The sequence below is a fragment of the Kordiimonas aestuarii genome (assembly GCF_025574465.1).
GTDB lineage: Bacteria > Pseudomonadota > Alphaproteobacteria > Sphingomonadales > Kordiimonadaceae > Kordiimonas > Kordiimonas aestuarii.
Window position 1 is genome coordinate 73,600 of sequence record NZ_JAOBPP010000020.1, and the last position, 12,552, is coordinate 86,151.

General features: G+C 55.0%; 10 protein-coding genes. 5 read left to right on the forward strand and 5 right to left on the reverse strand.

The window, feature by feature from the left end; genetic code table 11:
• Window positions 1-9 precede the first annotated feature (9 nt).
• On the reverse strand, window positions 10-1,233 hold the full coding sequence (locus OEU85_RS09715; protein ID WP_262691277.1) for a folylpolyglutamate synthase/dihydrofolate synthase family protein: 1,224 nt from the start codon (window positions 1,231-1,233) through the stop codon (window positions 10-12).
• 67 nt (window positions 1,234-1,300) lie between these two features.
• A complete protein-coding gene (locus tag OEU85_RS09720) occupies window positions 1,301-1,813 on the reverse strand; it encodes a S24 family peptidase (RefSeq protein WP_262691278.1) in 513 nt (170 codons plus the stop codon).
• Window positions 1,814-2,151: 338 nt separating this feature from the next.
• On the opposite strand from OEU85_RS09720, the gene flgK reads away from it, so the two are divergent.
• From flgK to OEU85_RS09745, 5 genes are all read left to right on the forward strand, one after another.
• Window positions 2,152-4,290: a flagellar hook-associated protein FlgK gene (gene flgK, locus OEU85_RS09725; RefSeq protein WP_262691279.1), complete on the forward strand. Its 2,139-nt coding sequence runs from the start codon at window positions 2,152-2,154 to the stop codon at window positions 4,288-4,290.
• 11 nt (window positions 4,291-4,301) lie between these two features.
• The gene (locus OEU85_RS09730; RefSeq protein WP_262691280.1) at window positions 4,302-5,219 is read left to right on the forward strand and encodes a flagellin; all 918 of its coding nucleotides are present in this window, start codon (window positions 4,302-4,304) and stop codon (window positions 5,217-5,219) included.
• Window positions 5,220-5,290: 71 nt separating this feature from the next.
• Window positions 5,291-5,791: a flavin reductase family protein gene (locus OEU85_RS09735; RefSeq protein WP_262691281.1), complete on the forward strand. Its 501-nt coding sequence runs from the start codon at window positions 5,291-5,293 to the stop codon at window positions 5,789-5,791.
• Window positions 5,792-6,059: 268 nt separating this feature from the next.
• Entirely contained in the window at window positions 6,060-7,178 is a 1,119-nt protein-coding gene (locus OEU85_RS09740) for a DUF2336 domain-containing protein (protein ID WP_262691282.1), read from the forward strand.
• 48 nt (window positions 7,179-7,226) lie between these two features.
• Complete coding sequence (locus tag OEU85_RS09745) at window positions 7,227-8,933, forward strand: sensor histidine kinase (protein WP_262691283.1); 1,707 nt, start codon at window positions 7,227-7,229, stop codon at window positions 8,931-8,933.
• A gap of 74 nt (window positions 8,934-9,007) precedes the next feature.
• Here OEU85_RS09745 and OEU85_RS09750 read toward each other — a convergent pair whose 3' ends face one another.
• The 3 genes from OEU85_RS09750 to moaA form a co-directional block, all read right to left on the reverse strand.
• Window positions 9,008-10,519: a S10 family peptidase gene (locus OEU85_RS09750; RefSeq protein ID WP_262691284.1), complete on the reverse strand. Its 1,512-nt coding sequence runs from the start codon at window positions 10,517-10,519 to the stop codon at window positions 9,008-9,010.
• 95 nt (window positions 10,520-10,614) lie between these two features.
• Window positions 10,615-11,373 (reverse strand): NAD kinase, encoded by a 759-nt coding sequence (locus OEU85_RS09755; protein WP_262691285.1) that lies wholly within the window; start codon window positions 11,371-11,373, stop codon window positions 10,615-10,617.
• A 94-nt stretch (window positions 11,374-11,467) separates the two neighbouring features.
• Window positions 11,468-12,496 carry a GTP 3',8-cyclase MoaA gene (gene moaA / locus OEU85_RS09760; protein WP_262691286.1) on the reverse strand — a complete coding sequence of 343 codons (1,029 nt, stop codon included), beginning with the start codon at window positions 12,494-12,496 and terminating at the stop codon, window positions 11,468-11,470.
• Window positions 12,497-12,552: the final 56 nt, after the last annotated feature.

Sequence of the window (12,552 nt, forward strand, 5' to 3'; positions counted from 1 at the left end):
TCTCACTTTTCAAATGTCGTTCATTGCCAGTTTGAACAGGCGGATATAGGTTTGCGTGCCTGCGATATAGATCATCTCGGGCGTGAATTCGACGATGGCGTTATCCAGCACTTTGCGGAAGGCGATGGGGTCATTGAAGGCGATGTCTGCCAACAGCCGTCCGTCCTCTCTCGCCTTTTCATAACGCAGGTAGCCGCGGGTGCCACTGAGCGAGACTTCCTGTACATCTGCGCCGGTTTCCTCAAATATCGTAAACAGGCCTTCCCTATCCTTGTCGTCAGGCAGGGACGCGAGGATGAGCGTGCGGTTGTCTTTGAAGGCTTCCTTATACAGTTTCGCGTCGGCCGAGGCGGCATTGATGATGGCGTCGTAGGCGATGCGGACACCGCTGTATTCAATCCAGCCGAAGGAAGGGGAGGCAAGCGTGACTTCCGTTGTCACCGCGCGGCCCAGGTGCGCCTCCACGGCGGTGCGGGCAAGGCGGTCGTTCACCTCAAACCACGCGGGGTAGGCGGGCAGGCTTTTTGCTTCCGCAAGCGGCGCGGGTGGCGCCGGGATGAGGTGTCCATAGGTTTCATAAAGCGCGGGCAGGCAAACAAGGTGGTCGCTTCGGTGCGCGACCGAAAGCTTGTCAGCCGCAATATCATGGATGGCGGGGCCGAGGTTTGCAGCATGCTCGAGCAGGATACTGGTCACCACCGAAACATGGCTTGCGATCTGCCCCATTTCATCATGCCGAGCGCCGCGCCCGGTCTCGAGCACAAAATGTGTGGCCGCCTGTTCCTTGAACCACACAAGTGCGATGAGCATGAAAAGCCCGGAAGGCGAAAGGTATGCCCCTTCTGGCATGGCTTGGAGAAGTGCTTCAAGTTGTGGCGCGAGCGCGGTATAAATACGGGTAAAGACGGTCTCGCTGATGGGTGTGCCGTTTATCTGTATGCGGTCCGTGTGTTCAAGTTCTTCGGGGGAGACGAGAAGGGCCACAGTGGCGTCCGGCACCTCGGCCTTGAGGTGTCGCGCCACCAGTCTGCTTGTAGTACCCTTGCCCTTGCTGCCGGTAACGCGGATGGTACGCGCGGCGTCTGGAAGCAGGTCAAGTTCCTGCGCAAGTTTGATGAGGCCTTCAGGCTGCCGGAACTCACGGTCAAACTTGCCCTTGTGTCGTGGCTTGGCCAGCATGTAGGAAGCAAAGATATCGTCCAGTGCGGCTTGGTATGTCAGCGTGTTGGGCATAAAGCGATCTTATAGAGAAGTTCCTCGCAGCTTTATGCCCCTTTATGAGCGTGTGCAATAGCCAATGTTAGGCGTCCATGCTGCCGATGATCAGCAGTACCCGCAAAATTTCCCGCCGGTCAAACCGAAGTTCAGATGCCGGATTGAACTGGTGCAGCACAAGTGTATCGCCATCCCAGCGATCAAACTGCTTTACAAGTCCCTTGTGGCCATCAAGTTCCACCAGCACATAGCGGCCTTTGCGTGGCTGTTTCTCCGGATTCACATAAACAAGGTCACCAGCGGCGTATTTGGGCACCATGCTATCGCCTGTCACCAGAACAGCAAATGCATCGGCAACACCTTCCAGGGGGACCGGGCGGTACGCCCAGTCTATTGCGCTGTCTTCCATGACGATGTTGCCGTCGCTGCCGCCCTGGGCGCGGCCAAGTACTGGCAGGTCTCGGACAAACTGGGATGACCAAAGGCCCGAGAGGCTGGGGCGTTGCGGCGAACTGCCTGTGCCATGCGTGTTGCGGAAGGGGCGCGACAGCGCACGATGAAGGCGCGGGCGTGGGGGGCTGTATGATGCTGCTGACATATTTGTTCTCCTTTTGTTCTATTATGCAAATTTAGCAGCCTTAGAAAAGCGTAAAAGTTGTAAGGGTGCATTTTTGCCGGAGTTTAATGTGAGGATGGTGCTTGGCATGCCTCTTGCTGTTGTACAGACGAGGCGCTCTGTCGGAATCATCCCGATAAGGGCAGGGCAAAAAGAACGTAAGCATAACAAGCATATGATTTTGAAAGATAAAATACTGAAGTGTGAACCAAGCTCCGCGCACGTGAACAAGCCAAAGTGCGCGTTTGTTGCCGGGTGGGGGAACATGTTGACGGTATTTTTTGCCTTGGTTTTCGGTTGCTTGATGCGGGAGGTGTCTGATGTCGCTTAACGGTATTCTCAATACGTCGCTCAGCGGCCTGTTTACCAACCAGTCAGCGATCCGCGTTACGTCGAACAATATCGCTAACGTCAATACCGAAGGTTACGCTCGTAACCGTGTGGTGACCGAGAGCCAGATCCTTCAGGGCGCATCCGCAGGCGTTAATATTTCCGAGATTCAGAGGGTTGTTGACCGTTTTCTCGAAGGGGCACTTCGCACCGCAGGTTCCAACACGGCGGAATATTCGGTCCAGCGCGAGTTTCATGACCGCTTGCAGGGCGTGCTGGGTGACCCCGCGTCCGGCAGCTCCCTGTCAGCACGCATCGATGATATTTTCTCCGCGGTATCCGATCTTGCCCTGAACCCGGCTGATGTGCTGAGGCGGCAGCAGTCGTTGTCCGAGATCGAAAGCTTTACCGACCAGATAAACCTGTTTCAGCAACAGATCCAAAACTTGCGGGCAGAAGCGAGCCAGCAGATATCTGAAACAGTTAACGATATTAACAGCGAACTTCAGCGTATTGCAGAACTTAACCCTTTGCTGGTACGCCAGAAGGCAACGGGTGGTGAAACAGGCGGCCTGGAAGGGCAGCTTGGACAGTCCCTGAATAAGTTGGCTGAATTGGTGGACATCAAGGTTGACCGCTTGCCTTCGGGCGGTGTGACTATTGCGACCCAGTCGGGCTATCCACTGTTTGATTCGTCCCTGACGCAGTTGGACTATGACGCGCCGGGCGTGGTGGACGGCAGCACGCAGTTTCCAAAAATCAACATTCACCATGTAGATGGCGACACGCTCGCGCAAACCTCGTCCTCGAAAAATTTCACGCAACACATTCGGTCGGGTAAACTGGCCGGGCTATTGGCAATGCGGGACGAACAGTTGGTTGATCTCTCCTTGTCGCTGGGTGAATTGTCCGCGCGGGTAATGGACGAGTTCAACGCGGTCCAGAACCAGTTTTCCGCCGTGCCGGCACCGAACACAATGACCGGCAAGCAGACCATTGTGGACGGCGGCCATGCGACGGGCTTCAGCGGCGTGGTTACGTTTGCGGTTGTGGATGCCAGCAATGATCTGGTTCAGAAGGTTACGGTGGATTTTGACAGCGCGCCGCCCGCGGATTTTGATGCGTTGATAAGCCAGGTAAATACAGCACTTGGCGGGGCTGGTACGCTTTCTCTCACCAATGGTGTGATGAGCTTTTCTGCAGCCAATTCTGCAAATGGTGTTGTTATTGCTGACGACGTAACCACTCCCAGTGATCGTGGAGGCCGTGGTTTTAGTCATTATTTTGGCATGAACGACCTGTTGTCTGCGTCGTCGCCCGGCATCTATGACACGGGACTGATTGGCACCGAAACCCACGGCATGGGCGCCACCGAGACAATGAGTTTCAAAGTCGTCAGTGCGACGGGTGCCGAGCTCGATACGGTGACGCTGACGGTAGGCAGTAACTCCACCTTTAATAACATGGTCACCGCTTTGAATAACGGGGCGACCGGCCTTGGCAACTATTTCAACTTCACTCTTGGGGCTGACGGCGAGATGACTTACGCGCCGACGTCCACTTATAGTGGCATCAAGCTTGAAGTGATAAGTGATAATACCAGCATTGGTGGCACAGGCTCGACCGGGGATACCGGAGTCACCTTTACCCAGGCATTTGGTATCGGTGATAACCACCACGTCAATGCAGCCAAAGACATTGAACTGAAGCCGGCGATCAAGTCGGACCCAAATCTGTTGGCGCTTTCTGTCTTTGATACCAGCGCAGCCATTGGCGAAGTCGTCCTGACGGATGGCGATCAGCGCGGGGCGCTTGCGTTCCAGCAACTCGAGACATCATTGGTCAGTTTTGCCGCAGCGGGTGAGCTCAAGAGTAGTTCGGTAACCCTTAGCCAGTATGTGGCGCGTTTCCTGGGTAACGCGGGCCTGCAGGCTCAGCGGGCACAAAACCTAGAAGAAGACAATATCGCGCTGCAGCAGGAAGTGGCGCAACGTAATGCGGATGTGTCAGGCGTTAACATGGACGAGGAGCTTGCCAACCTTGTTGTGTACCAGAATGCCTATAGTGCCGCTGCCCGGGTGCTTTCAAGCGTGCAGGAACTTTACGATAACCTCCTCGCGGTGGTTTAAGGAGACGATAGATGGTTCGCGTATCCTCATTTGGCCAACAGCAGCTTCTGATCAGAAGCATTATGAACAATCAGCAAAAGCTGTTCGATGGCCAGCGCCAGATTTCAACCGGCAAAAAGACTGACGAATATCGTGGCCTCGCCGGCGAAACGAGCACAGTGCTTGGTGCGAGGTCTTTCAAATCGCGTGTGGATACTTATCAGCAGACCATTGCGACCATCCGCGGCAAGCTGGACGCCAACGATGTTCAGCTTGAGGGCATGATCGGCGCCATGGAAAAGCTGAAAGAGACCATGCAATCCACGCTCGCGAACGGTCAGGCAGAAGGCTTTTCCGAGATGCTGAGCCAAACCTTCAAGTTCGTCGTTAACTCTCTTAATACCAACTTTGACGGCACGTATCTTTTTTCGGGGGCAAAAACAGGGTCCGCTCCTATCAATGTGAAAGAGCTGTCGGATTTGGCTGGGCTTGGTACGGTTGCTGAGGCATTTGATAATGGCAACGTCGGGTTTGAAGCCAGGATAGCTGATGGTGTCGAACTTGATTTCGGCCTGCTGGCGGACGATGTGGCCAGTGGCATGTTTCAGGAAATGCTCGACCTCTATAATTTCGATCAGTCTGACCCGCTTCAGGGCGAACTTTCCCAGACCCAATTTGATTTTCTGCAGGGCCAACTCGCATCGCTTGATACGGCGATTGATAACATGCGCCAAGTCCATGTTTCCAACGGGTTGGCCTATGAGCGCCTTGAGGTGGTGGACGAGCAGCACAAAGACACGGCAGTCTTTCTTGAGACCTTCATCTCCGATCTTGAGGATGTGGATATTGCGGAAGCAGTGACCCGCCTCAACAATGATCAGGTTGCGCTCGAGGCGTCCTACCGCGCCATTGGCACGCTTTCGCAGCTTTCGCTGCTCAATTTCCTGTAAGCTGCGCAAACCCGTTGCATTTCTCTCAAGGCCGGATAGATTGGGCAGCCCAATCCTGGTGAGGAAATGTCATGCCCGTTTCAGCTGAAGAATTCCGGCAAGGAATGCGCCGCCTTGGCGGTGCCGTGAATATTGTCACGGCAGCCAGCGGAGATCTGTGGGCAGGTCTGACAGCAACGGCCGTAACCTCGCTTTCGGCGGAGCCGCCACGTCTTCTGGCCTGTATTAACAGGCAGGGGGCGACATATGATATTGTCTCCAAGGGCCGTACGCTTGCAATCAACGTGCTTGGCTGCGCCCACCAGGCGCTGGCAATGCGGTTCGCGGGATTGAGCGGTGAGCCGGAGACCGAACGCTTCAGTGATGGCGAGTGGGAGACCTCTGTGACGGGCGCACCACTCCTGCGTGATGCACTCGTTGCTTTTGACTGTCGTGTTGAGAGTATTCTTGACGCCGGCAGCCACGCCATCGTTATTGGCAATATTGAGGCCGTGCAGGTACGCCCTGGCGACGTTGAAGACCCGCTTTGCTATATTGACGGAAGATGGGCAACACTTGCGCCATTTGAATGATTTTCCCCTGACGACAGCCTGAACTTTACCGAATGCCGGTATTTTGTCAAAAGTCGAATCGCCATATATAGACTCTGCGAATCAATATGATTCGATATCTAGTGGTTTTTCATTGGCTTAGCGTGATTTGCTTGAACAATATGCTCTAAGGTATTGATTCTTCGTCTGGAATCTATATTCTCTAAGCCTGCTAGGTATATGTGTGCGTTTTTCAGTGCCTGAATGATGGGTGGCGGAGTCGCGCCAAGGGGCTGTCGGGAGACAATTGTTGGTCAGCAAGGAACTGCAAGAATTGCTGTTGTTGGCGAAGAATAAATCTTCGGAAGGGCGCGCGCGCCTTGTTGAAAACATTACCGATCTCTTCCTGTCTGATGATGGAAGACTAAGCGAGCATGAACGCGCGCTGATGTCTGATATACTTGGTAAACTTGTAAGTCAGGTGGAGACCGATATTCGTAGGGAGCTGTCAAATGCGCTGGCAGTGTCAGGTGTTGAATTGCCCGATATCGCGAAGATGCTTGCAAATGACGATATAGAGATCGCTCGTCCCCTCTTGGAGAAGAGCGCGCTTCTAAAAGACCCGGATCTTATTGAGATTATCCGCATGCGAACGGACGAGCACCGTATGGCGATTGCCATGCGCGAAGATGTGTCCGAGCAGGTCTCAAACGCGCTGGTGGAATATGGCAGCGAAGATGTGATCGAAACGCTGCTGAATAACCACGATACGACCATTTCCAAACGGGCCATGGAATATCTGGTGGCGGAATCCCGTCGTGTGGACCGGTTCCAGGAGCCGCTTTTGCAGCGCTCGGACCTGCCGGGCGATCTGGCCTACCGCATGTATTGGTGGGTGTCGGCGGCGCTCAGGAAACGCATTCTCACAGATTATGAAGTTGACCCCATGCTGTTTGAACAGGCGGTTCGGCGCGCAGCCAACACAGTGCTTGTTGATCAAGGTGATCAACAAAGTGCCTATGTGCGGGCGCAAAAACTTGTGCGCCGCATGGTAGAAAATGGCGAGTTGACGATCCAGTTTCTTGTCAATGCGCTTAGGCAACAGCGCGTCGCGGTCTTTATCGCGGGGCTTGCTGAGCTTGGTGGCATTAACTTCCGGACGGCATGGCGTATTTTTACCGACAAGGGCGGTGAAAGTTTTGCCATCCTTGCCAAGGCGATTGGGGTTGACCGCAACCAGTTTACCAGCATTTACCTGCTTGTTGTGCAGGCGCGCGAAGGCGGCGCGGCCAAATCGCCCGGTGTGTTGAAAGAAATTTTGGCGCTTTTTGATTCGACATCCGAAGCCAATGCAAAGGGAGCCTTGCAGGTATGGCAGCGGGACAATGCGTATCAGGAAGCAATCGAGGAACTAGAAAGGGTAGGGTAGCCTTGGCCTGTAGGGGGCAACAGGGGCATGCTCGGGAGGACACCTGAAATGAAGCTCGAGAACCAGTTGAATGATCAGAAGATCGTCGATCTTGCCGTGCGCAGATCGGGCGAGACCGTGGACGGGGCATTTGGGGCCAGCATCCGCCGCGAGGGCAATAAGCCTCCTGCGGCAAACGAGCAGGTCATGGGGCTGGTGGCTCGCATCATCGTTGATGAATCGCTGCCGTTTTATGTGTGCACGCTCGATGGCACCGTAATGCATGTGAACGACCATTATAGTGCGCTCGACAAGGCGCTAGGAGAGGTGACCCTTGCGCCGGGTGAAGCAGTGCTGGCAGGCCGTTTCCAGGTACCATCGCTCAAGCCGGTTATTGATGATGTGCTGGCCAGCGACACCACTGTACGCGCGGAGGAAATTGTGCGTATCGGGGGCCATGAACGCATTTTTCTGGGCCGGCACTCGCCGGTGAGGAATGAGCGCGGCGATGTGGTCGCGATTGCAGGCACATATGAAGATGTGACTGCGCAGGTCCGCGGCATCGAGGAGGCCAACCGCACACAAAGCCGCTTTCAGGATTTTGCGCGCGCAAGTTCTGACTGGTTCTTTGAATGTGATGCAGATATGCGCATCCGTTCGCTCTCAGATCGCTTTACCGCTATCGTCGGCCAGCCAGCTTCCCTGTTTATTGGATCACGGTTTGAGCAGTTTGGCCGTTTTGAAGAAAACCTTGAGGGACGCCTTGACGGCGCACACAGTATAAAGGCACGCAAACCCTTCCGAGAGCAGCTTTTCATTATTGCAGAGCCTAGTGGGGGGGAACTGAAGTTTCATTTGTCTGCTGTGCCGGTTTTTGACCGGCAGTCAGGGGATTTTCGAGGATACCGCGGTGTGGGCATGGACGTTACTGCCCGCTATAAACAAGCTGCAGAAGCGGACTATATCCGGCAAAACCTCGAGGCGTTGCTCAAGGAGTTGACCCGCAAGAACCTTGCCCTTGATGAAGCAACGGTGCAGGCGACGAGTGCGCTGCGAGCCAAAAACGAATTCCTTGCCGCGATGAGCCATGAGCTCAGGACCCCGCTGAACGCGGTTATTGGGTTTGCGGAAGCCTTTGAGCACCAGACCTTCGGCCAGCTCGATAAATCCTATCTCTCGTATGCTACAGATATCCGTAAATCCGGCCAGCACCTTCTGGGGCTGATCAATGATATCCTTGATGTCGCGGTCATTGAAAGCGGTGGTTTGTCGTTGTCGGTTGATGACCTGCCACTTGAGCAGGTGTTCGCAAAAGCGGTGCAAATGAACAAGGAAGCCGCTGTCAAGAAGAGCCTTGATACCAACGCACTTCAGATAAAAACAGACGCACTCATTCGCGCGGATGACCGCCGGACCACACAGATTTTTGTAAACCTTCTTTCGAACGCCATCAAATTTACCCCGGAAGCGGGGGCGATTGGCGCTGAAGTGACGCTGGACGCCGCCAAGGGCCATGTCTGCCTCACGGTATGGGATAGCGGGATTGGTATCGCTGAAAACCATATGGAACATGTGTTTGAAAAGTTCCATCAGGTGACCGATCACATCTACTCCCGCAAGCAGGAAGGCACAGGTCTTGGCTTGCACATCAGCCGCGAACTGGCGCGCAAGATGGGTGGCGATATTACGCTGACCAGTGTGGAAGGCGAGGGCAGTCGCTTCACTGTGACCTTGCCGGTTGCAACAGGCGTGAATGAGAACGCAGACTTTATCTAGACTATAAAACCCGGAAAAATTCGGGACGGGAGTTGGGGCGCGTGCGGGATAACCTGCTGCGCCCCAATTTAATTTTATTTGCCTTTCAGGAAGGCACGAATGTCTTTCACCAGTTTCTCGATTGATGGCTGATGCACATACATCATGTGGCCACTTTCATAGTAGGTGAACTCAACGCGGCTTGTATCTATACCGTTGGCATTAAAGGTGTTTTCCGTCGCGAAGAAAGGTGTTGCAAGGTCATAGTAACCATTTGCCACCATCACGCGGAAATCCTTGTTCTGGCGCATGGCCTCCCCAACGTGCGGCGCTACATTGGGGTAGCCTTCGCTGTAGCCGCGCTTGCGCGGCTCCGCCCAATGGCGTCCGGGCGTGCCGGAAAGTACCTCATAGCGGCGCTCTATATCCACCCCCAGATCGTTTTGCAGATACTGGTATATGCCCGCGGTATAGGCGGCATCGATACCGTAACCTGACGGGTCACCATCAAAGGTGTCACCCGTGCCTTCATAATCCTTGCCTTTATAGCGGCTATCGAGCCGACCTGTCACATAACCTTCGTCTCGCAGCAGCTCTTTCATGAAGCGCATGTTGTTGACGCGCAGGTTGGCATTTTTCACATATTGCAGCTTCAGGCCCGTATAACCTGCTACTTTTGCTGCGGTGTCGTTGAAGTCGGCGTCGCTCAGGCGGTTGCCCTGCAGAAGCGCACTGGCATATTCGCCCAGCGTAAAGGCGCGTACCTCGTCAAGGAAACCTTCGAGCGTACGGCCTGCCTTATCCACTTTGCCGTGATACCACGCCGTTGCGGCCATGGTTGGCAGGTAGGAAATGTAGGGTGTGTCATTACCGGGTTGGTAGCGTGCTGTCTGAAAATCAAGGATTGACGAGATGAAGACAATGCCGTTCATGGCAATGTCGGACCAGCCGCCCTGCAGCTCTTCCATCAGTGCTGCCGCACGGGTGGTACCGTAGCTTTCGCCAGAGAGATATTTCGGGCTGTTCCAGCGCTTGTTTTTCACCAGCCACAGGCGAATGAACTCGGCGATGGATTTGGCATCATTCTCAATGCCCCAGAAATCCTTGCCTTCACCTTTGCCAACAGCGCGGCTGTAGCCGGTGCCTACTGGGTCAATGAAGACCATATCGGCAACATCAAGAATGGAAAGCGGATTATCCTCAAGCCGGTAAGGCGCGGCGCCGTCATCCTGGGCATCTGACGGAAGCACAACGCGCTTTGGGCCATACACGCCCATATGCAGCCACAGGCTAGCCGAGCCAGGGCCGCCGTTGAAGATGAAGAAAACCGGGCGCTCGGCACTCGACTTCACGTCTGTGCGCAGATAGGTGACGGAGAAGATAGAGGCAGTTTCCTCACCCTTGTCATTCTTAAGGTGGGTTTCCCCAGCGATGGCTTTGTAGCGCAGTTTTACACCGTTGAAGGTGCCGGACTTTTCGCTTTCAAAGGCTTTTGCTGCTTCAACAGGCGCAGGCTTTTCCCTGGCTTTTTTCTCGTCGGCGTATGATGGCAGCGCGACGAGACTGATCAGCGCTAGGCTGGCTAGAATTTTGGGTACTGTATTCATTGTCTGTCCCCCCGATTAAGACTGGTATTATGGATGCTCCCTCGCTAACGCGAGGGAGGGGTGCCTGTCCGCCCAAAAGCGACCAAAGGTGCGCGTCAGTAGGCGAACTGTTCGGTAAAAATACGCTCAGCCAGCGTATGTTCTTTGTCAAACATGAGTGTGAAGGAAACATCGTGGGCTTCTTCCACCACAACATGGCGCACGTCGCGCACCTCATGCATGTCAGCAACAGCGGAAACCGGCCGCTTTTGCGGCTGATTGATGGTGAAGGCGACACATACGTGATGTGGCAGCAGCGCCCCGCGCCAGCGCCGTGGGCGGAAGGCCGACAAAGGCGTCAGCGCCAGTAACTCGGCACCCAGCGGGATGATGGGCCCATGGGCCGAGAGATTATAAGCTGTGCTGCCAGCTGGTGTGGATACCAGCACGCCGTCTCCCACCAGTTCAGGCATGCGGACCTTGCCGTCAATTGAGATACGGATTTTGGCGGCCTGGCGCGTTTCCCGCAACAGCGAGACTTCATTTACGGCCAGATATTCAACCACCTCACCGTCACAGCGCGTCGCTCGCATCCGCAAGGGGTGCATGGTGTAACTGTCGGCGCTGCTGATACGGGCCATCAGTTCCTGATCATCAAACTCGTTCAGCAGGAAGCCAACGGTGCCCTTGTTCATGCCGAATATAGGTATATTACGGCCCATGTAGGCGTGCAGGGTTTGCAGCATGAAACCATCCCCGCCCAGAGCGACGATAACATCTGCATCCTTGGTGCTTACGGCCTTATACCGGTTCCGTAATAATTGAGCCGCTTGGGCGGCCTCGCCAAATTCACTGGCGATGATGGCGATTTTCATAAGTCTACGTCCCTATATAGCACGGCAGTATAGGGAAATTTTGCGTGAGGGCGAGGGGATTTTAATGCCTGAAAATACAGCGGTTTAGCAGAGCCTAGCCACCGGTATGGCTCATGTGTCGGCCAACTTTGCCAACCATGCGGCCATCGGACATGGCAAAATCATGCCCCTTGGGTTTCGCCCCGATGGCTTTATCGAGCGCGGCATGCAGGTTCGCCTGCGGGTTGTCAGACCTGAGCGCCGCCCGAAGGTCCACGTGGTCGTCTTGACCGAGGCACATGTAAATACGGCCGGTACAGGTGACCCGCACCCTGTTGCACCCGTCACAGAAATTGCCGGTCAGCGGCGTGATAAGCCCCAGCTTACGGCCAGTTTCGGCGATATCATAATAGCGTGCCGGTCCACCTGTGCGGTGGCCAGACGGTGTGAGGGCCCAACGTTCCCCGAGGCGTGGCAGCACGGCGGTGAGGGGCAGGTAATTATCTTCGCGGGCGTCGGCGACGTCACCCAGCGGCATGGTTTCAATGAGGGTCAGGTCCAGGCCTTCGCTTACGCACCAGTCAAGGATATCAATGAGTTCATCTTCGTTTTTACCTTTCAGTGCGACAGTGTTGATCTTTACTTTGAGGCCTGCGTCACGTGCGGTTAAAATACCGTTCATGACATCCGTGAGCCGGTCGCGGCGGGTGATTTCCGCGAATTTATCGGCCTGCAGGGTGTCGAGCGATACATTGATGCGCTTGAGCCCGAACTGTGCGAGCGTGTGCGACATGTGTGCCAATTGTGTGCCATTGGTCGTAATGGTGATCTCATCCAGATTGCTGCGTTTCACTTCGTCGCCCAGCGCCTCAATCAGCCACAGGATATTCTTGCGGACAAGCGGTTCGCCACCGGTAAGTCGAATACGCCTCACGCCCCGTTCCATGAACGCGCGGGATAGTGACAGCATCTCCTCAAGGGTCAGAACTTCCGGCTTGGGCAGGAAGGTCATGTGTTCCGCCATGCAGTAGCGGCAGCGCAGGTCGCAGCGGTCGGTGACCGACAGGCGCAGATACGTGATCCTACGCCCGAAGGAGTCCTGCAGCGGCGTCGAGGCCGGGATATGTGAAACGTCGTCAGGCATGGCTATAATGTTGGCGGTGGGAAGCCCGCCGTCAAGTCATTTGCATGTGAGAAAAG